Source organism: Peribacillus sp. AS_2 (assembly GCF_026891895.1).
Lineage (GTDB): Bacteria > Bacillota > Bacilli > Bacillales > DSM-1321 > Peribacillus > Peribacillus frigoritolerans.
On the sequence record NZ_JAPTGA010000009.1, the window covers coordinates 29,178 to 52,717 of the forward strand.

At 38.1% G+C, this 23,540-nt stretch carries 23 protein-coding genes; 16 read left to right on the forward strand and 7 right to left on the reverse strand.

What is annotated here, in order from left to right:
• Nucleotides 1-181 precede the first annotated feature (181 nt).
• The 5 genes from xylA (at nt 182) to xylE (ending at nt 5,227) form a co-directional block, all read left to right on the forward strand.
• A complete protein-coding gene (gene xylA / locus OTG27_RS16715) occupies nt 182-1,519 on the forward strand; it encodes a xylose isomerase (RefSeq protein ID WP_268937472.1) in 1,338 nt (445 codons plus the stop codon).
• A 58-nt stretch (nt 1,520-1,577) separates the two neighbouring features.
• A complete protein-coding gene (gene xylB, locus OTG27_RS16720; RefSeq protein ID WP_268937473.1) occupies nt 1,578-3,080 on the forward strand; it encodes a xylulokinase in 1,503 nt (500 codons plus the stop codon).
• A gap of 48 nt (nt 3,081-3,128) precedes the next feature.
• Nucleotides 3,129-3,398 carry an aldose epimerase family protein gene (locus tag OTG27_RS26510; protein WP_307730106.1) on the forward strand — a complete coding sequence of 90 codons (270 nt, stop codon included), beginning with the start codon at nt 3,129-3,131 and terminating at the stop codon, nt 3,396-3,398.
• Nucleotides 3,395-3,616 (forward strand): aldose epimerase family protein, encoded by a 222-nt coding sequence (locus OTG27_RS26515; RefSeq protein ID WP_307730107.1) that lies wholly within the window; start codon nt 3,395-3,397, stop codon nt 3,614-3,616. The genes OTG27_RS26510 and OTG27_RS26515 overlap by 4 nt, the downstream gene beginning before the upstream one ends.
• A gap of 189 nt (nt 3,617-3,805) precedes the next feature.
• Nucleotides 3,806-5,227 (forward strand): D-xylose transporter XylE, encoded by a 1,422-nt coding sequence (gene xylE, locus OTG27_RS16730; RefSeq protein WP_268937474.1) that lies wholly within the window; start codon nt 3,806-3,808, stop codon nt 5,225-5,227.
• Between the two features lie 588 nt (nt 5,228-5,815).
• Here the strand turns inward: xylE and OTG27_RS16735 are convergent.
• The 4 genes from OTG27_RS16735 to OTG27_RS16750 all read right to left on the reverse strand — a co-directional run bounded on the left by OTG27_RS16735 (nt 5,816) and on the right by OTG27_RS16750 (nt 8,769).
• Nucleotides 5,816-6,067, reverse strand: coding sequence for a hypothetical protein (locus OTG27_RS16735; protein ID WP_268937475.1), 252 nt, complete (start codon nt 6,065-6,067; stop codon nt 5,816-5,818).
• Nucleotides 6,064-6,252, reverse strand: a complete 189-nt coding sequence (locus tag OTG27_RS16740; RefSeq protein ID WP_268937476.1) for a hypothetical protein — start codon at nt 6,250-6,252, stop codon at nt 6,064-6,066. The genes OTG27_RS16735 and OTG27_RS16740 overlap by 4 nt, the downstream gene beginning before the upstream one ends.
• 149 nt (nt 6,253-6,401) lie before the next feature.
• Entirely contained in the window at nt 6,402-6,980 is a 579-nt protein-coding gene (locus OTG27_RS16745; RefSeq protein ID WP_106028347.1) for a YitT family protein, read from the reverse strand.
• 298 nt (nt 6,981-7,278) lie between these two features.
• Nucleotides 7,279-8,769, reverse strand: coding sequence for a DHA2 family efflux MFS transporter permease subunit (locus OTG27_RS16750; protein ID WP_268937477.1), 1,491 nt, complete (start codon nt 8,767-8,769; stop codon nt 7,279-7,281).
• Between the two features lie 517 nt (nt 8,770-9,286).
• Between OTG27_RS16750 and OTG27_RS16755 the strand changes: the two genes are divergently transcribed.
• The 5 genes from OTG27_RS16755 to OTG27_RS16775 all read left to right on the forward strand — a co-directional run bounded on the left by OTG27_RS16755 (nt 9,287) and on the right by OTG27_RS16775 (nt 14,258).
• On the forward strand, nt 9,287-10,105 hold the full coding sequence (locus tag OTG27_RS16755; protein WP_307730108.1) for a TIM barrel protein: 819 nt from the start codon (nt 9,287-9,289) through the stop codon (nt 10,103-10,105).
• 24 nt (nt 10,106-10,129) lie between these two features.
• Nucleotides 10,130-11,473: an amino acid permease gene (locus tag OTG27_RS16760; protein WP_268937478.1), complete on the forward strand. Its 1,344-nt coding sequence runs from the start codon at nt 10,130-10,132 to the stop codon at nt 11,471-11,473.
• A 134-nt stretch (nt 11,474-11,607) separates the two neighbouring features.
• Nucleotides 11,608-12,621: an SIS domain-containing protein gene (locus OTG27_RS16765; protein WP_268937479.1), complete on the forward strand. Its 1,014-nt coding sequence runs from the start codon at nt 11,608-11,610 to the stop codon at nt 12,619-12,621.
• A 57-nt stretch (nt 12,622-12,678) separates the two neighbouring features.
• Complete coding sequence (frlD, locus tag OTG27_RS16770; RefSeq protein ID WP_268937480.1) at nt 12,679-13,461, forward strand: fructoselysine 6-kinase; 783 nt, start codon at nt 12,679-12,681, stop codon at nt 13,459-13,461.
• A 68-nt stretch (nt 13,462-13,529) separates the two neighbouring features.
• Nucleotides 13,530-14,258 carry a GntR family transcriptional regulator gene (locus tag OTG27_RS16775; protein WP_048678490.1) on the forward strand — a complete coding sequence of 243 codons (729 nt, stop codon included), beginning with the start codon at nt 13,530-13,532 and terminating at the stop codon, nt 14,256-14,258.
• A gap of 36 nt (nt 14,259-14,294) precedes the next feature.
• Here OTG27_RS16775 and OTG27_RS16780 read toward each other — a convergent pair whose 3' ends face one another.
• Complete coding sequence (locus tag OTG27_RS16780; RefSeq protein WP_252297683.1) at nt 14,295-14,465, reverse strand: hypothetical protein; 171 nt, start codon at nt 14,463-14,465, stop codon at nt 14,295-14,297.
• 43 nt (nt 14,466-14,508) lie between these two features.
• Complete coding sequence (locus OTG27_RS16785; RefSeq protein WP_063576772.1) at nt 14,509-15,015, reverse strand: DinB family protein; 507 nt, start codon at nt 15,013-15,015, stop codon at nt 14,509-14,511.
• Between the two features lie 311 nt (nt 15,016-15,326).
• Between OTG27_RS16785 and OTG27_RS16790 the strand changes: the two genes are divergently transcribed.
• From OTG27_RS16790 to OTG27_RS16815, 6 genes are all read left to right on the forward strand, one after another.
• Nucleotides 15,327-15,533 (forward strand): hypothetical protein, encoded by a 207-nt coding sequence (locus OTG27_RS16790; protein WP_053534520.1) that lies wholly within the window; start codon nt 15,327-15,329, stop codon nt 15,531-15,533.
• 678 nt (nt 15,534-16,211) lie between these two features.
• Nucleotides 16,212-16,820 (forward strand): TetR/AcrR family transcriptional regulator, encoded by a 609-nt coding sequence (locus OTG27_RS16795; RefSeq protein ID WP_268937481.1) that lies wholly within the window; start codon nt 16,212-16,214, stop codon nt 16,818-16,820.
• Between the two features lie 100 nt (nt 16,821-16,920).
• Entirely contained in the window at nt 16,921-17,769 is an 849-nt protein-coding gene (locus tag OTG27_RS16800) for an aspartate/glutamate racemase family protein (protein WP_268937482.1), read from the forward strand.
• 152 nt (nt 17,770-17,921) lie between these two features.
• Nucleotides 17,922-19,241 carry a purine-cytosine permease family protein gene (locus OTG27_RS16805; protein WP_268937483.1) on the forward strand — a complete coding sequence of 440 codons (1,320 nt, stop codon included), beginning with the start codon at nt 17,922-17,924 and terminating at the stop codon, nt 19,239-19,241.
• 26 nt (nt 19,242-19,267) lie between these two features.
• On the forward strand, nt 19,268-20,362 hold the full coding sequence (locus OTG27_RS16810) for an S-methyl thiohydantoin desulfurase family protein (protein WP_268937484.1): 1,095 nt from the start codon (nt 19,268-19,270) through the stop codon (nt 20,360-20,362).
• A complete protein-coding gene (locus OTG27_RS16815) occupies nt 20,362-21,942 on the forward strand; it encodes a hydantoinase/oxoprolinase family protein (RefSeq protein ID WP_268937485.1) in 1,581 nt (526 codons plus the stop codon). Before OTG27_RS16810 ends, OTG27_RS16815 begins: the two co-directional genes overlap by 1 nt.
• Before the next feature lie 960 nt (nt 21,943-22,902).
• Here OTG27_RS16815 and OTG27_RS16820 read toward each other — a convergent pair.
• The gene (locus OTG27_RS16820; protein WP_268937486.1) at nt 22,903-23,529 is read right to left on the reverse strand and encodes an FMN-dependent NADH-azoreductase; all 627 of its coding nucleotides are present in this window, start codon (nt 23,527-23,529) and stop codon (nt 22,903-22,905) included.
• Between the last annotated feature and the right edge of the window lie 11 nt (nt 23,530-23,540).

The following is a 23,540-nucleotide window of genomic DNA, read 5'->3' on the forward strand; positions in this document are numbered from 1 at the left end:
TAATTAAAATTTAGGGTAGACATAGTATATTTCTTATTATAACGTTAATTTTCAAAAAAAACATTGAAATAACTAATTATTTTGTATATCATGAAATAAAGTTAGTTTATTGACGCAACAAACTTTCACGATTTATATTTCTGAAGAAAGTTTTTCACTTTAATTAAAGGGGGAAGTAACCATGATTCAAACTGATACAAATAAAATTAATTATTTTGAAAGCGCAAACAAAGTCTCATATGAGGGAAAAGATTCTAAAAATCCTTTAGCTTTTAAATACTATAACCCAGAAGAAGTAGTAGGCGGTAAAACAATGAAAGAACAACTACGTTTCTCAGTTGCTTACTGGCATACATTTACAGCAGATGGGACAGATCCTTTTGGTGCAGCTACGATGCAAAGATCATGGAATAAATATGATGGAATGGACTTAGCAAAAGCTAGAGTAGAGGCAGCTTTTCAACTTTTCGAAAAATTAGGGGTTCCTTTCTTTGCGTTTCATGATCGAGACATCGCACCTGAAGGAAACACATTGAAAGAAACAAATGAAAATCTTGATGTAATCGTTAGCATGATTAAAGAATACATGAAAACAAGTAACGTAAAGTTATTGTGGAACACAGCTAATATGTTTACAAATCCCCGCTTCGTTCACGGTGCAGCAACTTCTTGTAATGCAGATGTATTTGCTTTTGCAGCAGCCCAAGTAAAGAAAGGACTCGAAACGGCAAAAGAGTTAGGAGCAGAAAACTATGTGTTCTGGGGCGGCCGTGAAGGCTATGAAACACTGCTCAATACAAATTTAAAGTTAGAGTTAGATAACTTGGCTAGATTTATGCATATGGCTGTAGATTATGCTAAGGAAATTCAATTTAAAGGTCAATTCTTAATTGAGCCAAAACCAAAGGAACCAACAACGCATCAGTATGACACCGATGCAGCTACGACCATTTCGTTCCTGAGACAATACGGATTAGATAACCATTTTAAATTAAACCTTGAAGCTAACCATGCTACTTTAGCTGGGCATACGTTTGAACATGAATTACGCGTAGCCAGAGTTCAAGGCTTCTTGGGATCATTGGATGCAAACCAAGGTGATCCTCTTTTAGGATGGGATACCGATGAGTTCCCAACAGATCTATATTCTACAACTTTAGCAATGTATGAGATACTACAAAATGGAGGATTAGGCAGTGGAGGGTTAAATTTTGATGCTAAAGTGCGCAGAGGTTCCTTTGAACAAGAAGATTTAGTATATGCCCATGTGGCTGGGATGGATGCGTTCGCTAGAGGTTTAAAAGTGGCTCATAAATTATTGGAAGATCGTGTTTTTGAAAACATCATTGATGAACGCTACAGCAGTTTCAAAAAAGGAATTGGTCTTGAGATTGTTGAAGGAAGAGCCAACTTCCAAACACTAGAGCAGTATGCATTGAAAAATCCGAACATTACGAATAATTCAGGAAGACAGGAACGATTAAAAGCCACCTTAAATCAATATATTTTAGAAGTTTAACGGATAAAAGAGAGTAGAAACAAATTCTGCTCTCTTTTATAAAAGTGGAGGAATCAAGATGAAATATATTATAGGAATTGATCTAGGAACGAGCGCTGTCAAAACTGTTTTAGTTAATACAAAAGGTGAGATCTGTGCAGAAGCTTCTAAAAATTACCCTCTTCTGCATGAAAAAACGGGATATAGTGAACAAAATCCAGAGGAGTGGATTCAGCAGACTGCTAGTGCTTTAAATGAGATACTCTCCAAATCCGATGTAAGACCAGAAGATATAGAAGGAATAAGTTATTCCGGACAAATGCACGGTCTCGTACTGTTGGATAAGAATCATAATCTCTTACGTCATGCTATTTTATGGAATGATACAAGGACGACAGCACAGTGTCATCAGCTATATGAAATGATTGGAGAGAAACGTCTTTTAGAAATAACAAAAAATCAAGCTTTGGAAGGATTTACACTACCTAAGCTGCTATGGGTTAAAGAGCATGAACCGGAGATATTTGATCAAGCAGCTGTATTTATGCTGCCTAAAGACTATTTACGCTTCAAAATGACAGGCTTAATTCATAGTGAATATTCAGATGCTGCCGGTACATTATTGTTGAACGTGAGTGAGAAAAAATGGAGCGAAGAGCTTTGTCAATTAGTGGGCATTGATATCAGCATTTGCCCATCGCTGGTGGAATCAAGTGAATGTGTCGGAACAATTAATGAGGAATTCTCTCAAAAAACAGGACTAACATTATCGACTAAGGTATTTGCGGGTGGGGCTGATAATGCTTGTGGAGCAATTGGAGCTGGTATTCTATCATCGGGAGAAACGTTATGCAGCATCGGGACATCTGGTGTCGTACTTTCTTATGAGGAGCGAAATGATAGGGACTTTGCTGGGAAAGTGCATTATTTCAATCATGGAAAAGAAAATGCTTTTTATACGATGGGAGTTACATTATCTGCTGGCCACAGTTTAAGTTGGTTTAGAGATAACTTTGCTGAAAATGATTCATTTGAAGAACTACTGGCTGATATAAACAATGTTCCAATTGGTTCAAATGGGCTTCTATTTACTCCATACTTAGTTGGGGAACGAACACCGCATGCAGATGCTACTATACGTGGAAGCTTTATAGGAATGGATGCTTCTCATAAAAAGAGGGATTTTACAAGGGCAGTCATTGAAGGAATTACCTTCTCATTAAATGAATCAATAGAAATTATTCGAGAAAATGGAAAAGAAATTACGTCTATTGTATCAATTGGCGGGGGTGCAAAAAACGATAGTTGGCTTCAGATTCAAGCAGACGTTTTTAACACAAAAATTATAAAACTATCTACTGAGCAAGGACCGGCGCTAGGGGCAGCCATGTTAGCCGCTTATGGTTGTGGGTGGTACAACTCGTTAGAAGAATGCGCAGATTCATTCATATCTTCTTCAAAGACATATCAACCTAAATTAGAAAATGTTCCAGTGTATAAACAACTTTATGCTTTATATAAAGAGGTATACTACCAAACAAAAGACTTAAGCAAAAAGCTGAATCAATTTAGCAGAAAGTAACTGGTTGCATTTGAATCATGCATCCCTTTCTTCGAAAAGGAGATTAATATGAAAATAGAAGAGGGAATTTTCGGTGAAATAAATAGAGAATTGGTAAAGTCTTATACAATCATTAACAATCAAAACATAAAAGTAACCTGTATTGATTATGGATGTACGATTACTAGAATTGATGTACCAGACAAAGAAGGGAATATAGAAAATATCGTGTTAGGATTTGATTCTGCAGAAGAATATTTACATTATTCCCCTTATTTTGGAGCAGTAATCGGTCGAGTGGCAGGGAGAGTTAATCCACTTCTAACGGACGGAAAATGATAGTGGAAACAGATGAGCCATATGTTGTTTTATATACGGGAAATAGGTTAGAAGATACTTTTCTAATTAGAGGAATTCCTTGTCAAAAACACCTTGGCTTATGTCTCGAAACTCAACATCCGCCAAATGCCATTTATAATCAGCAATTACCTTCCATTTTATTAGAAAAAAATAAAGAGTATCATTCTAAAACTCGTTTTACGTTTACCGTCGAGTAAAAACCTTTGGTATTCAATGTCAAAAGTTGTTTTAGTGAAATGAAAATCTATAATGGAAGGGAGGATAAAAGCAGTTAGTAGAATGAGTGAGGGAAGAGAGGTCCTTCTTGTTCATTAATTTTGAAAGCGCAACCAAAAGTATGTGCTTTAATATTAATAGACTTCATTCATAACTGTTTTTAGTAAAACATGAAGCAAAAACGGAACTCATTATATATCTTTTCGATTACATTAGTCGCCGCAATTGGAGGATTACTGTTTGGATATGATACAGCTGTAATTTCTGGAGCAGAAGAATCGTTAAAGGTTTATTTGATCGATAGCTTAGGCTTAGGCCCTTTGGCACATGGCGTCACCGTATCAAGTGCTTTAATAGGATGTATTATCGGAGGATTAATTTCCGGCTATTTTGGATCAAGACTAGGACGTAAAAAATCACTTATACTTGCAGCGATTCTTTTTATAGTATCAGCATTAGGTGCTTCTTATCCTGAATTTTTATTTTTTACAAAAGGTGAACCAACACTTTCTTTATTACTAGCTTTTAACTTTTATCGAATTATAGGGGGGATAGGTGTTGGATTAGCGTCTGCCATTTGTCCAATCTATATAGGAGAAATTGCTCCGGCTGATATTCGCGGCAGATTGGTATCATTTAATCAGTTTATGATTATTTTTGGTATGTTAGTCGTTTACTTTGTAAACTGGGGTATTGCAAATGGTGAAACGTTAGAATGGATAAATGATGTAGGATGGAGATACATGTTTGCTTCAGGAGCGATACCAGCTTTAATTTTTGCTGTACTTTTGTTATTGGTTCCAGAAACACCTCGCTATTTGGCAATACAGAATCAAGATCAAAAAGCTTTAGCTATACTTACAAAAATCAATGGATCTTCAGAAGCGAAAGCGATTTTGAGTGATATTAAAAAAACGACCACTATCAATATTTCTTCCGAAAAATTATTCGCTTATGGAAAATTAGTTATTTTTGTAGGTGTACTGCTTTCTGTCTTTCAACAATTTGTAGGTATAAATGTAGCCTTATACTACGCACCGCGTATCTTTGAAAGCATGGGAGCAGCTAAAGATTCTTCTATGCTGCAAACCATTATTATGGGATTAGTGAATGTTATCTTTACAGTTATCGCGATTTTAACAGTTGATCGATTGGGAAGAAAACCATTATTGATAGTAGGTTCTATTGGAATGGCAATTGGTATGTTTGGTGTAGCAAGCATGGCCTTTTCTAATATAATTGGAATAGGGACGCTTGTATTTATCATTATTTATACAGCTTCATTTATGATGTCGTGGGGTCCGATCTGCTGGGTGCTAATTTCAGAGATTTTTCCTAATAAAATTCGAGGTCGGGCTGTAGCTATTGCTGTAGCTGCCCAATGGGCGGCTAACTATTTTATTTCTTCTACATATCCTATGATGATGGAATATAGCGGGGGACTAACATACGGTTTCTATGGTTCAATGAGCGTGCTTTCTGCCCTATTTGTTTGGAAAATGGTTCCTGAAACCAAAGGCAAGACTCTTGAACAGATGGAGAAAATATGGAGAAGAAATGTTAAAAGTTCCGAAGATAGTCAAATTATTTAATTAGTAAAATTCACATAAACTGGACACAAAATATTATATAAAAGGATTCTTATTGTTGGATAGTAAGTATTGTTATTTCAGGGGTTTTATTGGAGCACGGACAGGTGGACAACAAAAAAGAGCAAATTTTCATTCAGTAAAAACAAAAAGTCGAATCTTTAGGACGAGAATAGCATTAATCCAGGTCTCATAGCTGTAATTCCGTTTGGGTATTTCTGGATTAAAATGCTTTGTATAATAATACTTTGCTCTTCAACTAATGGGCTCTTACTCTAAAATGGAAGGTTGCTGAGGCAGCCTTTTTTCTTATGGTACTAACGGGGCAGGTGTGATAGATGGAAATTTCGGTAAGATAGCGAATAATATGAAATTAAAGGTGATTATATGACACAAGTGATGTGCAATATCTACATCCAGGTTTAAGAGTCAGGTGTGAAAAGGATAAAAATCCATCAATAAGACGACCTTGTTCAAGCTTTTCGGTTTGGTTACGGACATATATGGAATTTTCCTATAAAGGTTATTGTATATCTAATCAACTTAAAACCAGAGATGCAAGAGAACTGGCAAGTGCTAAACGGTGCGAAATTATGGGTACAGCACGAATTCACGAGTAAACGTGCTGAATTCACGAGTAAATAAGCTGAACTCACGAGTAAATAAGCCGAATTCACGAGTAAACAGGCTGAATTCACGAGTAAATGGCCAAAACTCACGAGTAAACGAAGCAAAATCACAAGTGTAGCACGAACTCACGAGTAAATAAGCCGAATTCACGAGTAAATAGGCTAAAATCACGAGTAAAACAGCAAAACTCACGAGTAAACGAAGCGAAATCACAAGTGCAGCACGAACTCACGAGTAAATAAGCTGAATTCACGAGTAAACAGGCTGAATTCACGAGTAAATGGCCAAAACTCACGAGTAAACGAAGCGAAATCACAAGTGCAGCACGAATTCACGAGTAAATAAGCCGAATTCACGAGTAAACGGCCAAAACTCACGAGTAAACGAAGCGAAATCACAAGTGCAGCACGAACTCACGAGTAAATAGGCCGAATTCACGAGTAAAACAGCAAAACTCACGAGTAAACGTAAAAATCCCGAGTACAGTACAAGCAAAATGCATATCGTAAGGGAGTGCATTCCTTGTTCAGCACTTGTAAGTACAACTTTATCTTAAAAAGTTAATTGTCTTAAAAGAATTGATTATAATGACGCAGAACCCGACACAGGATATCGTGATGAGGGAATACATTAACTTTAAGTCTTTCAATATGATTATTCCCGCAATTACTATGAGAGAATCAATGATAAAAATAATAATTCCAGGATTGATTGCTGTGGTTTTAGATATTAATAGTGCTAGTAAATCCACTCCACCTGGGCTAATATGTTGTCTCAGCATAAAACCGACACCTATCCCAATCGTCATTCCACCGATAATGGCACTTGTTATGATCGGCAGATGAACCAAACCGTTTAGTGGTGTTAGCCAATCAATAATGGTGGAAGTGAAAGCTAACCCAAGGATGGCATTAAAGAAATAAGACTTATCGTATAGAAGAGATAGAAGGTATATGGGAATATTGATCATGATCATGGTATGTCCAACCTGGATTCCCCAAACATATTTGATTAATAAACTTATGCCAAATATCCCGCCATTTATTAGATGAATGGGAATAATAAATAAGTTTAGACCTACTCCAATGAAAAAACTTGAAAAAAGCAGCGTAACAAACTTTTTCATAAAAAAATTCCCCTTGTCCAAAGCATTATCTTAAAATATATGAGAGAAATCTAAATATATACTTAGCTGATTGGAAATTACGATTGCTATTTGTTCTTCATAAGACATTTTTAATTCACATGGGAGTAAGCTAATCAAAGTAAAGGCCTTCTCGTTTTAGGCCATGATGTAATTAGGGCAAAAAAAAGAGACACTAAAAGAGTCTCTTTTTTTTTCCTTGTTTTCATGGGGCAAGTCAGTTTAATAATATAAGAATTTTTTTTACCTTGGAAAATAGGTTGGATTTAGCCTTTTTTATTTAAGATGGTTTTTTTGATAGGCGATTTGTAATAGTATCTTCTTGTGGTGAAGTTTGCCGGATATAAAAGGCCAGTATGAATGCAACTATGGTCAGACCTGTTGCTATCATGAATGCATCATCCACTCCCATTACGCTGCCTTGTTTAATGGCAGTCGCCATTTGTGATGTATTATCCGGTGATATGTTCCTTTGAGATAAGATTTCCTGAACATGTTTCGTTCCTTGGTTTGTCATGATGGACACAAAGAATGCCATGCCAACAGCACCTGCCACCATTCTCAATGTATTGACCATCGCTGTGCCGTATTTATTTAGGCTAAGTGCCAATTCATTTAATCCGGCTGTGAAGATAGGCATCATCAGTATCGACATTCCGAACATTCTAATGGTATATACCCACACCACATAAGAATAGGATGTATCTGTCTGAAGCCGCGTTAAAAGATAGGTTGTAATGATAGTGATGGCAAGTCCGCTCACCGCAAGCCATCTCGCACCAAATCGATCAAACAGTTTACCTGTGATAGGGGACATGATCCCCATTAAAATCCCGCCAGGCAATAGCATGAGACCGGATTCCATCGGAGTGAACCCACGGATATTCTGCATATAGATCGGCATGATGATCATTCCAGAGAACATACCCATGGTTGCGATGATGTTGATGATTGTCGTTAAAGTGAACATCCGATACCGAAAAATTCTAAATTCCAAAATAGGATGTGATACAGTAAATTGCCTCCAGACAAATAAAACTAAACTGATTCCTCCAACAAGGAACATCGTCAGTACTTCGGGACTGCCCCAGCCCTTGGTACCGCCAGTAGCAAATCCATATAGAACCCCGCCAAATCCGATAGTGGATAGAATGACACCCAGTTTATCGAGTTTAGGCCGGCTGGTTTTCCCTACTTTTTTAATGATGAAAATGGCAAAGATGAAGTCAAGCAGGGCAAATGGGAAAATGATAAAAAACAGAACCCGCCAAGAATAGTTTTGGATAATCCATCCTGATAGCGTAGGTCCTACAGCCGGGGCAAAATTCATCGCGATACCAAATATGCCCATTGCGAAACCGCGTCTGTTAGGCGGAAATAAAGTGAAAATCACATTTGTGATCAACGGGAACAAAATCCCCGCACCTGCAGCTTGAACCACACGTCCGATCAATAAGACGGAGAAGCTGGGGGCAATTCCGCATAAAAAAGTTCCTAAGGCGAAGAGTCCCATCGAAGCTAAATATAATTGTCTTGTATTGAATCGTTCCATTAAGAAAGCGGTAATCGGAATGACAATCCCATTGACCAATAAGAAGATAGTAGTAAGCCAATTCGCTGTTGCCGCTGATATGTCAAAATGAGTCATTAATTGAGGCAATGCGATATTAATTAAAGTCTGATTTAAGAAAGCGACTAGAGCACCAGCCAGCATCACCGCAAACATGGGACCTGTACGTACTTTAGTGATGGCTGTTTTGTCGTGATTCATTATAATGGCACGTCCTTTCCGCTAGGATAGTACAAATTGTACTGCCTGCTATTTTTAAAAGTTTAGAAACTAATTCGTCTCACGAAGTATTAGTGTAAACCCACCTATATTTTCCGGTAAATTACAGCATTTAAGGAGATTCCCCTCAATTACGGCTTTTTTGAGGTGTTTATTCTTTATTAACCACTCACTTACAATATTTCAGGATACATTATCTCTTGGAAATCCCCCAGGTTAACATCCATTCTACAGGTATATCATATTTCAAACAATAATCACCAATATAATACTTACAATGTACCAGAGAAATTTGTGCACTAGGTATAATACTTTAACATTCTACCATTCGTATTCACTAAAAAATAGTTAATTAATGTTGAATAATAAAATCACGACTTTTCCGTATTTTGCGAATAATTATTTTTTTAATATTCAAAATAATTATTGCATTCAATGTACTGGTTAATTATAATACAAAGCATAACAAATAAAAAGTCATTATGAGGGGGTGAAATAATTGAATATTGCAGGGATGAATATAACTTTTAGGCATTTCCCTTTTCATCATTTTTTGGATTGCATGGACAACCTTGGGGTTAATAGCATTGAGTTATGGGGTGGGGAGCCGCATTTGTATGTTTATCGCAACATACTAGGAAATATAAGGAGTTTGAGAAGGGAAATTAAGTCTAGAAATATGAAAATCATCTGCTATACTCCAGAACAATGTATCTATCCTTATAACATTGCATCCTCGGATGCTCATTGGCGAAAAAGAAGCATGGAGTATTTTATGGAAAATCTTTACGCCGCGCTGGAGTTAGACACAAACATGATGCTTATCACTTCTGGAATAGGGGACTTTTCTGTTTCACAGGAGGAATCATGGAAGTATGCAAGTGACTCAATCTTTCAATTAACCAAAGTAGCTGAGAAGGAAGGTTTGATTCTTGTTTTAGAGCCATTGACAAAGCATGAATCCAATCTGGTAATCGACTCTAAGGGGTTAAAGAAAATGTTAGAGGAAATCCAATCTCCTTCGCTAAAAGGAATGATAGATACAGTTTCCATGCATCTGGCAGGTGAAACACCTGATGAGTACTATTCCTTCCTTCCCGAATTAAGCCATTTTCACCTAATCGATGGAGATGGTCAATCAGATGCACATTTGGCACTGGATGATGGGGTTTTAAATTGGAGGGAATACTTAACAAGCCTTCAAAGCCATGATTACAAAGGAAGTTGTACTTTAGAGATTATGGGATCAAATTATTATCAAAATCCAAACGATGCAATCAAGAAATCAATTGAAAAAGTTAGGGAATTGGGAATTTAATCATCTAATTTGGAGGAACTCTTTATGAGTAATGGCACACTTACACGAAAGCTGGGTTTTTGGTCTGCTCTGGCTATTGCTGTTGGAACTACAATAGGGTCGGGTATTTTTGTCTCATCCGGTGATGTTGCAAAGGCTGCGGGTACTCCTTCCATTTCCATTCTGGCCTGGATAATAGGCGGCGTGATTGCCATTCCGCAAGTAATGGTGCTGGCGGAGTTATCGACAGCATACCCCCAAAATGGAAGCGGTTACGTATATTTGAATAAAGCTGGGTGGAGGCCTCTGGCATTTTTATATGGATGGGCCACTTTCTGGGCGTTGGATCCTCCATCCATATCGATTATGGCTTTAGCGATCGTTTCTTATTTAGCAACCTTTTTCCCATTTTTCTCTGGGGTCGCCGGGAAATTATTGGGTATTGCGATCATCCTGCTCATCACATCGATTCATTATCGAAGCGTGAAGGAAGGAGGTCTTTTCCAAGTCATTATCACGGCTATCAAGATCATTCCTTTCCTGATTGTCATTGTCTTGGGAATTATGTACATGAACCCTGATAACTTTGCTTATACACCAGGACCTGGTGCCCAAAATTCAAGTTTAATAGGTGGTGTATCCGCAACCACATGGGCATATACGGGAATGGCTGCGATTTGTTTCATGGCTGGGGAGTTCAAAAATCCAGGGAAAATACTTCCGCGGGCTCTTATTAGTTCGGTATTCATCGTGTTGGCTTTATATACACTGTTAGCCGTTTGTGTCATCGGTTTGATGCCGTTTGATGAATTAATCAACTCCAATGCGGCTGTTTCTGAAGCTGTAAAATATATTCCGGGATTATCTGATATTGCATCATCATTCGTGGCCATTACGGCGATTATTGTTATCTTGGGTTCGCTGAGTTCTTGCATAATGTTTCAGCCCCGCCTTGAGTACGCAATGGCAAAGGACGGACTATTCTTTCAACGTTTTGCAAGAGTTCATCCTAAATATGAAACTCCAAGTTTCTCTATCATCGTTCAGGTTGCGTATGCATGTATACTTGTGTGCTTCAGTAATTTAACTGTGTTACTGGGCTATTTCACACTGATTCAATTGGTAATTAACATCCTGGACTTTGCCGCTGTTTATAAATGCCGTAAAAGGGATGATTATAATCCAATCTATCGTATGCCAATGTGGAGGTTAACGACGGTTTTAGCTATTCTTGGAGCATCATGGCTGGCCTGGGGAACATTTACTTGGGCGCCTATTCAAGGAGTGATTGCAGCGCTGATCGTTATCTTAACAGGTCTGCCGGTATACTATTATTGGGAAAGGAAATATGGATCAAAGAAAAATAACGACAGCGATATCGTGGCTTAGCAGAATGATAAGGGAAGTTAGGCCTTCTTTTGATAAACCGAAAAAATTTTAAAATAAATCGATTGTGCAAATTATTATGTTTAGATATAATACAAGACATAACAAATAAGTAGGGATAAGGGAGGAAGCTGTTAATGCTAAAGTTTGATGAGGAGTTATTTCTAAATCTTGTAGAAAAAGAGGGCCTTGCTTTTAGAGGCCAGATTGAAGAAATCGTAGATGGAATCACAAAAAGGGGCTACAGCAATATTTTCCTTATCGGTGCTGGTGGCACCATAGCCATGATGTATCCATATGAATACATTTTAAAATCAAATTCTACCATCGATGTCCATGCAGAAATTGCGGCTGAGTTCATGGTGATGAATCATAAGCATTTCAGCAAAAATTCAGTCTGCATTTTTACATCTGTATCCGGGACTACTCAAGAAACAGTTGCAGCGGCTGAATATTGTAAAGAAAAAGGGGCCACTACAATCGCTTTAGTTGCAGAGCCAAATACTCCGTTAACACAAATTGCGGATTACTGTATAACGACCGGTTCTGAAACGCACTCTTTTGATACTTTCTTTATGCTTTTGTACATGGTCGTCTTCCGTTTCATGCATAACAACGATGAATTCCCGCAATATGAACAATTCACGAAGGAGGTTTCTCTACTTCCGCGTGCAATTCTAGATGCCGTTAAATCTTTTGACAAAAAAGCAGAGGAATTCGCCATTACACATAAAGACACGGATTACCACATGATGGTCGGCTCTGGTAACCTCTGGGGAAACACTTATTCATATGCCATGTGCATTTTAGAGGAAATGCAATGGATCCAAGCGAAATCCATCCACGCTGCAGAGTTTTTCCATGGTACGCTTGAACTTGTTGTTGAAGATACAAGTGTTATTTTATTAAAAGGGGAAGATGAAACTAGACCGCTGATGGACCGTGTAGAGAGATTTGTAGAAAAAATCTCAAAAAATATAACGGTTATTGATACCAAAAGCTTTGAAATGGAAGGCATCAGCGAAGAATTCAGAAAGCACTTTTCAGTTAGCATCAACTGGTCAGTATTAAGTCGAATCAGCGTATACCTTGAGCGTGAGAGAAATCATCCATTAACACTTAGAAGATACTATCGCCAAATGGAATATTAAGATAAGTGGAGCACTACTTAGTAGTGCTCTTAAGTTTAAAGAAAGCGGGGGAAAATGATGAGAACGGTTACAGTCGGAGATAACTGTATGGATGTTTATCAAAAGAGCGGGGAGGTCTATCCTGGCGGTAATCCTTTAAATGTGGCTGTCTATTTAAGAGGGTTAGGTGCTGAATCTGCTTATATCGGCTGGGTGGGCTCCGATCAATACAGTGAAAAAATGGTTAAAGCGATACAGGAAAAAGGTGTTGATATTTCTCATCTTTCGCGGAAAGAAGGAAAAACAGCTGTTACCTTTGTTGAACTGGTAGGAAATGACCGCAGGTTTGGAGAATACGATGAAGGTGTCATGAAACATTTCCGCTTAACGACGGAAGAACTCCATTACATTCAAACATACCAGCTCATACATTCAGGGATTTGGGGACATGCGGATAAGTACTATTCCTTATTTAAAGAAAATGGAATGCTCACGTCTTTTGATTTCTCAGATCAGCTAGATCACGATCTAGTGAAGACTTTACCACCGTTTGTTGATTATCCTTTTTTCTCTTATACGAAGGATGATGCTTTTATCCGCCAATTTTTAAAAGATGTAAAAAATCAAGGATCTAAAATTGCGGTCGCCACTTTAGGAGAAAATGGTTCACTTGCCTATGACGGCATTCAATTTTATCAATGCAGTGCCGTTAAAGCGAATGTGGTGGATACAATGGGTGCGGGGGATTCCTTCATTTCCGGTTTTATTTATGGATTATTGAAAGGGCAATCTATCGAAAATTGCTTAGAATTGGGTACAGAGTCTGCTGCGAAAACCATTAGCTATTTCGGTGCGTGGTGACTGGGACTGTAAATCATGTATAATAGGTAGTAAATAATAAATTTTTGACGGATAAGGATGAATCTAATATGAATTTAAATCCTTCAACCCCCCAGCCACTATATATGCAAATAAGGCAAATGTTGAAGAATGATATTCAGAACGGTAAATACAAACCAGATGAACAAATCCCAACCGAAGCAGAGCTTTGTGAAACTTATAACGTCAGCCGCATCACCATTCGAAAAGCAATCGAGGAATTGGTGAAGGAAGGAACACTGACACGTATTCCGCGCAGGGGTACCTTTGTTGCATCTAATAAGTTTCATAATGAGTTGTTATCCATAAGTGGATTCTCAGAGTTTAGTCATCAGCTTGGGAAGATACCGAATTCCCGGATCTTAAGAAGTGAGGTCATAGCAGCACCAAAGGATGTTGCAGGTCATCTCCTCATTGAAGAAGGAAGCCCCGTTCTCGAACTGGAACGACTCATGTATGTAGATGAGCGTCCGCTATTCTACGATACCGCTCATTATTCGTTACTTCGTTTTCCGGATTTGGAAAAGAAGATTGCAAGGGATGAATCAACTTATAAGATCCTATTGGAAGATTACCATACCGAAATAGTCAGTAACGATAAAATTATAGACGTGATTGGTGCTACAAAAATCCATGCTAAATATTTAGAATGCGATATTGGCGCAAATTTATTTAGAATAGTGAAGATTGCTTTCGATGCAAACGACCAGCCTGTGCACCTCTCAACGTTCATGTGTGAAACCAACAAGGTCAATCTGACTGTTCATCGGGCAAAATAGGTCATGCCATTAATTTGGCATGACCTATTTAAACATCTAGTTTTGATTATCCTCCTCCAAACTTTCTTCTTTGATCATCGCATTTAAAATATCCTTACAATTAAAACATAAGATATTCTTGTTATCTAAAAGAATACCGTTCAGAAAACCAGCCGTACAATACACATCATGTGCACAGCGAACACAAGAGCCAACTAGTTCATCCATCGATACATCCCCCTATTCAGGAAATGGTATATAGTTTGGTGTTCTATTTTGTATAAAGGTAAAGACCAAAATCTTGCATAACGGAAGTATGCCCCATTTGCCGTAACATGGTAGCTATATTGCCACGATGATATGATCCGTGAGTGACAACGTGTAATACCGATTCGGAAATGGTAGTTTCAAGCGACCCAGCATATGGGTTATCCACAACCATTACCTTTTCCATATCCTCTGTACTCAGAAGTGCTTTGTTTCTTTCGTACAAGTCTATAAATATTTTTTTCATTTCCTCAATACTTTTCTTTTCCACCTCTTCTTTTAATTCACTAGAAGATGCCATTGCTTCATCCATACTTATACCAGAGATAATATCAAACCACGTGTAATCTGTCAGATAAATGTGAGACAACACTTTTGATACCGACGAAAAACCACTCTGAATTTCCTTATGGTAAATGTGTTCTGGAAGTTCATTTAACCGATCGATGATGACTCCATTTGCCCATGCGTGATAGTTATACATTTCTAATACTGGCTCGAGGTGATTCATTAAAAAACCTCCATATACACTAGTTTTATCGTATTGGACAATTTATGCAGTAAGAACAAAGTATTCAGGTTTATTCAATACAGCATATTCATTAATATGCTGTTCTATAATTTATATAACAATTCCTCCTTATGATTCTTCGGGTATATGTGCTCCTCAAATGTAATATATATAAATAAGAGGTTTTGAGATAATACGAGCTACGAACATTCGGGTTATAAATGAATAGATAGTGGAGCATCACATATAGGCTTTTTTTCTTGCAGGAAAATAGCACCCAATATCGAACTGATAGTAAAGGAGATGGTAATATGAATCTGAGGATCAAATATAGGCTTTATATCCATGTAGACGGAAAACTTATTCCAGAACAGTATGACCGATACGAGATATTAAACGTCAGAGAAGGTATAGATCCCAATGATACTAAGGATTACCAAGAGCTTATTAAAAAATTGAGTAAGTCGATTAATCGGCCTCTAAATGAATTTGAAATAAAAAACTATGAAACAATGTAATTGCATCCCCTCTGGAGGGAAACGATTATTTCGTTTTCGAATTTATTCTCCTTCATTACAACGAAATTCTTAACGTTTAAAAGTGTAAATAAGAGAACTGTTTATAACCTGTAGCTTGCTAAATGATCCTCCTCCTTATAATAATAAATATAAAAATATAAGGAGAGAGGAGATTTATGATCATGCACATATTTCTAAGGTGAAAAATGGGTATAAATAATCAAGAAAGCCTTTGTCGTCATTGCAAAACCTCCGTGATTTTTCAATTTGTCGGAAGAGTCTTTAAAACGGATTACCTGGGTCTATAACTAGAATCTTATAAAAGTTTATTAAAATCCATTTTTCATTATTTAATGATAAATGGATTTTTTTTTTATTTTTGGAAATATAAACAAAATGATTTTTGAACGGTGAATCGGCTATCTGGATCCAACAAAAAGTACATACTAATAGGTCAACCATCTACGGACTGTTATTCTGGATAAATTGCCCATTATCAAACAGGAAAGCGAGTGTTGGCCTACTCTAAGTTTTGTACTTAAAGCTGGTCAATGTTTTGTTTTCTTTATAACTACTGTAATCATAATATTAGTTATTCAACTAGAAAAATCAGAAAATTATTGTTTTTCTGAAATATACGTTTTATAATTTACCTAATAAACGTTAGGTGGGGATGAATTGAAAAGGCAAGAATTAATAGATGCAGCTCTTTTGCATTATTCACTACATGGATACCAAGGAGCTACCATGAAGAAAATTGCGGATGAAGTGGGAATAAAACCAGCATCCATTTATTTTTTTTATAAAAACAAAGAGGAATTATTCATCGCTGCATTTCAACATTTACTTGATAACCATTTAGCTGAAATGAAACGAATTTTAGCTGAAACAAGTTCACGATCTGTTGATCGAATTTTTAGTGAAATGCTTCATGGGATCGTTAAGTACCACAAAGATGATGAGCAAGGGACTATGGCGTATATTTCGTTGGTTACGTCACCCATTCCGGAAATTAAATTATATTTACAAAAGTATTTATTGCATTTTAATGATTGGATGGTCAGTTCACTTGAGGATCTCTTGAGGCAGAGTTATCCGAGCCTTTCTACTGACGAAGTGGACCAAATCATTAAGCAATTTGTTTTACTCGGCAATGGAGTATTCTGGGGTATAAACTTGTATGAGGGACAGGATTTAATGGAACAAGTTCAGATTGCAGATCGATTCATCAGCTCCATGTTTAGAGATATAGAGAGGAAATATGGGCCACTGTCCAAAAGTGAATAGCCAAAAAGGAAGTGAATGTCTAAGGGGAACATATGAAAGTCTTTAAAACATTATTTCTAAAGATGGAAAAAGTGAGAAGATATCCACGGTTTGAAATAATATGAAGTCAAAACAGTGGCAGAAACGGAATGGTTGCCTAAAGGGGGGGGGTATAAATAATAAAATCATGCCAAAGAAAAAAATTGGTTTAGCAGGTCCAATAAAAATAAAGGAGTGTATTCCAATTAAAATTAAAGTAATCATGCCGGTTATATCGGACATTTTTAATGAGGAAATTAGAAGAGAGATTAAATCTTATGTTTTCGAAAACACTGAAGTAGGAGTTTGCAATCTTGATTATGGACCTGAATCAATTGAAAGCGAATATGATGAAGCACTTTGTATACCTAATTTCCTGGAAAAAGCAAAGCAGGCTCAAGATGAGGGGTATCAGGGTGTAATTAGTGATTGTTTTGGAGATCCAGGTGTGAAGCCTGCAAGAGAAATATTGGATATCCCAGTTGTTGGACCGTGTGAGTCTTCTTTGCTTGTTGCGAGCTCATTAGCAAAATCCTTTTCTATTGTAACGGTACTGCCCAATGTTGTGCCTATGATTGAAAACATAAGTAAAACTCTAGGTGTAGATGGTAATGTCGCCTCAATTAGATATGTAAATATTCCTGTTCTGGAAATTCAAGATAAGGAAAAGTTAAAAAATGCATTGTTTGATGAAATGATAAAAGCGATTGAACAGGACAAGGCACATGCGTTAGTGTTAGGGTGTACAGGCTTTATGGGTGTTGCAACGGAGCTTCAGGAACGATTATCGCAAAAAGGTTATGATGTTCCGGTTATCGATCCCGCATTTGCAGCCACAAAGATGCTTGAAACTTTAATTGCTATGGGGGTTAAACAAAGCCGATTGACCTACATGACACCACCTTCTAAACAGAGAGTAAAACGTTCATAGACTTTTTAAGAAGGAGGATACACAAAAGGTTAATTCATTTAAAAATAATTAATTGAATATTCAAATAATGGTGTTGCAAAAGATCTTCAAAAGGCAGGGAAATCTCCAAGTTGATTGATAAAGCTGAGGAGTAAATTATAGGGGGTGAATTTATGGAAGATCATACAAAGTTGGGTGACGATTACTCTCTATCAAGAGTGCCGCAAAATGCTAGATTGCCAATGTGGGATATCATGATTGTCAGGGTTGGTGCCCTAGCTACACTTTCTCAATTTATGCTGGGTGCGGCATTAGGATACGGAATGACCTTTTGGCAGGCATTTTGGGCCATGATGTTTGGAAGTGTCATTTTACAGGTTATAAGTTTTCTAATCGGTTATGCAGGTGCACGTGAAGGCCTTTCAACTAGTCTTTTGTCACGTTGGACAGGGTTCGGCAGGTATGGTTCGAGTATCATTGGCGCGGTCATCGCTTTTTGTACAATAGGCTGGTTTGGAGTGCAGAATACTGTTTTTGCAAATGGTTTGGTGGAAGCTGCCGGCGGCAAATTGCCCCTCCCAATTGCAGCTGCCATAACCGGATTAGGCGTAACTGTACTGGTTATATTTGGTTTTAAACTATTGAGCATGACAGCCAAAATTACCGTTCCTGCCTTTCTATTAGTGGTAGGGATTGGCATCTATCAAGTTCTCGGTGATCATTCCATTTTTAGTTTAATGGGCACGCCTCCTCCGGGAGAAAGTCTTTCCCTTGGCGTTGGTGCAACAATGGTTGCGGGAGGATTTATTATTGGTGCCGTAATCACACCTGACTTCAGTCGGTTTGCCCGAAACGGCAAGGATGTTTTTTGGATGACCACCATTGGTACATTAGTGGGTGAACTTGGTGTAGGAATGATCGCTGTGTTAATGGCCCATGCAGCAAAAACGAGCGATGTTGTAAGCATCATGCTGCAAACGTCTGGCTGGCTTGGCGCTGCAGTTGTCGTTTTTTCCACAGTGAAAATTAATAACGTAAATTTATATTCCTCTTCTCTGGGCTTTACTAATATTTTCGATTCTGTTTTTAAGGTCAAGGTGAATCGAGGACTCGTTACACTTGTAATTGGTGCTATCGGAACTTTGCTTTCCATTATGGGCATTCTCGATAGATTTGTAGACTTCCTTGTTTTACTTGGAATCATGATACCTCCAATAGCAGGTATTATGGTGGTTGATTATTTCGTGCTGAAAACGTATCGAAAAGCTCTTGATGAAAGCAGAGAGAAAGGAACATTGCCATCAGAGCCTGAAAAATTGAATCCAGTTACCTTAGTTGCCTGGGCAGCAGGATTTGCAAGCGGCTATTTTATTACAGTTGGCATACCATCTATTAATTCCCTTTTAATAAGCGGCATTATCTATTACGCAGGTGTGTTATTAATAAAATCCATCAAATGGAAAAAAGAGAATAGGGATCATATCGCATCATAATTTTTGAAAAATGGGGGTTCGGGAAAATGAGGAAATTAGGTAAACAGGAAATTGAAGATATAGCAGTAGGTGCGGCGTTACTCGGAACAGGCGGAGGAGGTGATCCTTACATTGGTAAACTAATGGCTTTACAGGCAATTGAAGAATACGGGGAAATCACATTGTTAGATGTGGATGAAGTTCCTGATGACGCATTAGTGGTTCCTTCCGCGATGATGGGAGCACCGACGGTAATGTTGGAAAAAGCTCCAAGTGGTGAAGAAGCAACAGCAGCTTTCGAAAACCTCGAATCTTATTTGGGAAAAAAGATTTTTGCAACGATGCCGATTGAAGCTGGCGGAGTGAATTCGATGGTGCCCCTTGCACTTGCTGCAAAGCTTGGCTTGCCTGTGGTGGATGTTGATGGGATGGGGAGAGCATTTCCGGAATTGCAAATGGTAACTTTTTATTTGGACGGAATTGCTGCTACTCCGATGGTGCTTGCGGATGAGAAAGGCAATACTTCACTGCTCTCAACGATAAACAATGTCTGGACAGAGAGGATTGCCCGTGCAGCAACGATTGAAATGGGCGGTTCCACAATGACAGCGATTTATCCAATGACAGGAAAGAATATTAAGGAAAGCGGAATTAAAAATATACTGACCTTAGAAGAACAAATCGGCAAGACGATAAGGCTTGCAAAGCAAAATAATGTTGATCCAATAAAAGAAGTGTTGAATAAGGCAGACGGGTTTGAATTGTTCCGTGGAAAAGTGAGTGACATCAACCGCAAGACAGAGTCGGGATTTGCTAGAGGAGTGGCAACATTTGAGGGAATCAATGAGTATAAGGGAAAAAAACTCGAGGTGCGATTCCAAAACGAGCATTTAATTGCACAGACAGAAGAACGCTTGCTATGTGTCACTCCAGATTTGATTGCCGTGCTTGATGCAGAAACAGGCTTGCCGATCACTACTGAAGGGATCAGATATGGAGCAAGATGCGTGGTAATCGGAATGCCTTGCCATCCAAAGTGGCGAACGGAAAAGGGAATTGAAGCTGTTGGTCCAAAATACTTTGGCTATGAAGTCGGTTATGTTCCTGTTGAAGAACTAATGAAAAAAGGAGGGCTAGTATAATGGGCGTTTATCGAATAGGGATTGATGTGGGGGGAACCCATACAGATGCAGTGCTTTTAGATCAATATAACCAGGTCATTTCGGAAACGAAATCACCGACGACGGAGGATGTTTCCATAGGCATATATACAGCAATGAGAAAAATAATCGATGACGCAAAGGTTCCGAGGGAGCAAATTAAATATGCAATGCTGGGTACGACCCATTGTACAAATGCTATTGTTGAACGAAAGAGATTAAACAATATCGCCATAATCCGTATTGGTGCGCCGGCTACTTTAGCGGTTAAACCGCTTATCGGCGTACCTGATGACCTTCGCGCAGTCCTCGGAAAATACGTATACCTAATCCGCGGCGGACATGAATTTGATGGCCGGGAGATTGTTGATTTAGATGAAGCGCATTTGTATCAAATTGCCGAAGAAATCAAGGGGAAAGTGGATTCCATCGCGATAACTTCTGTCTTTTCACCTGTATCGCAAACGCACGAACAAAGAGCAAGTAAAATTTTCAAAGAAGTACTCGGAGAAGAAATCGCAATTTCTTTATCTTCAGAAATTGGTTCAGTCGGTTTACTGGAAAGGGAAAATGCGACGATTCTTAATGCTGCTGTCGTGAATGTTGCTAAAACGACTGCGGGCGGATTCATCAATGCATTGAAGAATGAAGGAATTGAGGCAAAAGTATTCTTTTGCCAAAATGATGGGACATTAATGTCAATTGAATATGCAGTCAAATACCCAATCTTCACTGTTGCTTGCGGTCCGACTAACTCTTTAAGGGGAGCATCATATTTGAGTGAATTAACCGATGCAATCGTTTTGGATGTTGGGGGAACAACTACGGATATCGGAGTCCTCGTTCAATCGTTTCCAAGGGAATCTTCTTTGGCAGTAGAGATTGGAGGAGCCAGAACGAACTTCCGGATGCCTGATTTAATCTCGATTGGACTTGGGGGAGGTACAATAATCCGGATAGGAGAAAATGGAGAGTTCACGATTGGACCAGACAGTGTCGGTTACCGACTGCCAGAAAAAGCCTTGATTTTCGGAGGTGATACTTTAACAACAACGGATGTTGCTGTGGCTCTTGGAAAAGTGGAACTTGGGGATGCTTCAAAAGTTGCTCACCTTGATAAGGAACTATTAAATATAATCTATATAAGCATGGTAAATCTGGTCGAAGAAGCTATCGATAAGATGAAAACAAGCGCGGCACCAGTGCCTGTCATTCTCGTTGGGGGTGGAAGCATCCTCTTACCCGAGGAATTAAAAGGTGCATCTGAAGTCATACGCCCATTACATTCAGGTGTAGCAAATGCCATTGGGTCGGCTATCTCCCAGGTTAGCGGGCAGATTGAAAAAGTATATGCACTAGCGGAAATAGGAAGGGAAGCGGCATTGGAACAGGCCAAGGAAATAGCGATGACAGAAGCGATCAGTGCTGGAGCCGATCCTCAAACGCTTGTTATTGTCGACATAGAAGATGTACCTTTAGCATATATGCCTGGGAATGCAACCCGTATTCGTGTGAAAGCTGCTGGTGATTTAGCCCAGTCTGAAATGAATGAACTGGTTTAGTCTAGTTAGGAGGGAAGGAGCTTTTCCTTGAGCGGAGGAAGCTTCTCTTTAGTTAAATAAGTGGAAAAAGAAAAGCGCTAAGGGTAGTGGAATTGACGAAAATATGACGCATATTTATTTCTTCCTCTCTTGAATTTTTAACAATAATGGGAAAAAAGTGCTTCCTTTTCTGTGGGAGATTGGGTGAATTTATTTTGTAAGGAAGAATTTCGACCATATGAAATAAACGGTTAAGTGTCGCCTGTCTAGTTATAGTAACGGATTCGTAGTTCGTTATGATATTAAACAGCCCCTCTCAATTAAGAGAGGGGCTTTATCTTATTCTTTAGTGCAAGGAGCATTTAAAGTTGGACAACCTCCTTATGATTTATATGTAATTAAACCATTGAATTACTATTATCCGCCAACAGAACTTTTAGAACAAATGATTGAGGATCAAGAAAAAGGTGCAGAGCAAACGGTTAGATATGCACTTGCATTAAGGGATAAATACTGCCGCTAAATAAAAAACAGGGAGAGGTTCTTTTGGGAATGTTCTCCCTATTTATTTTGCAGAAGGGTGCTTGAGTTTAACAAAAGGATTGTTACGCAACACTTTCTTATGGAACTAAAGGGGCTGGTTAGTTCAAGAGTGAGTATTGATCTTTGTTCAACAATTGTTCCAGATTGTGGAAGATCATTTTAAAAGAAAATTTGATATTTGTCTGTGAGATTTTAAAGAATTGTACAAGCTAAAGAACAGAATAGTTGAAGAAGGAAATCAAGTTTATATATATTTTGTCTTTCAACGTTCCATTGTAATGTAATCCTTCTTTCCATCTTTTTATAAGATTTAAATAGAAATATTACATCAATTGGGTTCTAACTCCCCCAAAAGTAGCAAGATGAGCGAATAAAAAAACAGTACCACCGCTATAAAAGTGGTGGTACTGCTATATTGAGTGACAAGTGTTTTATTAATTAGAACGTACTTGCTACTTTAACAGCTTTTTCAAGCCCTGCAGCAATAATTTCTTCTGCTTTATCAGGGAATTGATTGTGACCCTCAATCACTACTTTCTCTATATTTTTTACACCGAAGAAGCTCATCATACTTGCTACATATTTAACAGCCATTTCTACTTCAGCTTTTGGTCCTTCAGAATATACACCGCCACTTGCGTTTAATAATGCAATTTTCTTATCTCCAATCAGACCTACTGGACCTTCTGGTGTATATTTAAATGTTTTGCCTGCGCGGTTTAAATAATCAATATATGTGTGTAGTACAGCTGGAATTGTTAAGTTCCATAACGGGAAACCAAACACAACTTTATCAACTGCAAGGAATTGATCTAAATATTTATCAGCAACAGTTACTGCCTTTGCTTCTTCTGCTGTTAACTCAAGTCCTCTACTAGTTTTAAAAGTGCCATTAATCATATCTACTCCTACATATGGCAATTCTTCCTTGTATAAATCAAGCTCTATTACTTTATCATTTGGATGTGATTCTTTGTAACTCGCTAAATAAGCCTCATATAATTTTACACTAACTGATTGATCTGCTGGACGATTGTTTGCTTTTACAAATAAAATTGTTGTCATTCTCTTTTCCT

Bases quoted from the DNA above. Each gene is read 5' to 3' on its own strand.
- xylA (WP_268937472.1), top strand. From the start codon at position 182: ATGATTCAAACTGATACAAATAAAATTAATTATTTTGAAAGCGCAAAC.
- xylB (WP_268937473.1), top strand. From the start codon at position 1,578: ATGAAATATATTATAGGAATTGATCTAGGAACGAGCGCTGTCAAAACT.
- OTG27_RS26510 (WP_307730106.1), top strand. From the start codon at position 3,129: ATGAAAATAGAAGAGGGAATTTTCGGTGAAATAAATAGAGAATTGGTA.
- OTG27_RS26515 (WP_307730107.1), top strand. From the start codon at position 3,395: ATGATAGTGGAAACAGATGAGCCATATGTTGTTTTATATACGGGAAAT.
- xylE (WP_268937474.1), top strand. From the start codon at position 3,806: ATGAAGCAAAAACGGAACTCATTATATATCTTTTCGATTACATTAGTC.
- OTG27_RS16745 (WP_106028347.1), bottom strand. From the start codon at position 6,980: ATGAAAAAGTTTGTTACGCTGCTTTTTTCAAGTTTTTTCATTGGAGTA.
- OTG27_RS16750 (WP_268937477.1), bottom strand. From the start codon at position 8,769: ATGAATCACGACAAAACAGCCATCACTAAAGTACGTACAGGTCCCATG.
- OTG27_RS16760 (WP_268937478.1), top strand. From the start codon at position 10,130: ATGAGTAATGGCACACTTACACGAAAGCTGGGTTTTTGGTCTGCTCTG.
- OTG27_RS16765 (WP_268937479.1), top strand. From the start codon at position 11,608: ATGCTAAAGTTTGATGAGGAGTTATTTCTAAATCTTGTAGAAAAAGAG.
- frlD (WP_268937480.1), top strand. From the start codon at position 12,679: ATGAGAACGGTTACAGTCGGAGATAACTGTATGGATGTTTATCAAAAG.
- OTG27_RS16775 (WP_048678490.1), top strand. From the start codon at position 13,530: ATGAATTTAAATCCTTCAACCCCCCAGCCACTATATATGCAAATAAGG.
- OTG27_RS16780 (WP_252297683.1), bottom strand. From the start codon at position 14,465: ATGGATGAACTAGTTGGCTCTTGTGTTCGCTGTGCACATGATGTGTAT.
- OTG27_RS16785 (WP_063576772.1), bottom strand. From the start codon at position 15,015: ATGAATCACCTCGAGCCAGTATTAGAAATGTATAACTATCACGCATGG.
- OTG27_RS16790 (WP_053534520.1), top strand. From the start codon at position 15,327: ATGAATCTGAGGATCAAATATAGGCTTTATATCCATGTAGACGGAAAA.
- OTG27_RS16800 (WP_268937482.1), top strand. From the start codon at position 16,921: ATGAAGTCAAAACAGTGGCAGAAACGGAATGGTTGCCTAAAGGGGGGG.
- OTG27_RS16805 (WP_268937483.1), top strand. From the start codon at position 17,922: ATGGAAGATCATACAAAGTTGGGTGACGATTACTCTCTATCAAGAGTG.
- OTG27_RS16810 (WP_268937484.1), top strand. From the start codon at position 19,268: ATGAGGAAATTAGGTAAACAGGAAATTGAAGATATAGCAGTAGGTGCG.
- OTG27_RS16815 (WP_268937485.1), top strand. From the start codon at position 20,362: ATGGGCGTTTATCGAATAGGGATTGATGTGGGGGGAACCCATACAGAT.
- OTG27_RS16820 (WP_268937486.1), bottom strand. From the start codon at position 23,529: ATGACAACAATTTTATTTGTAAAAGCAAACAATCGTCCAGCAGATCAA.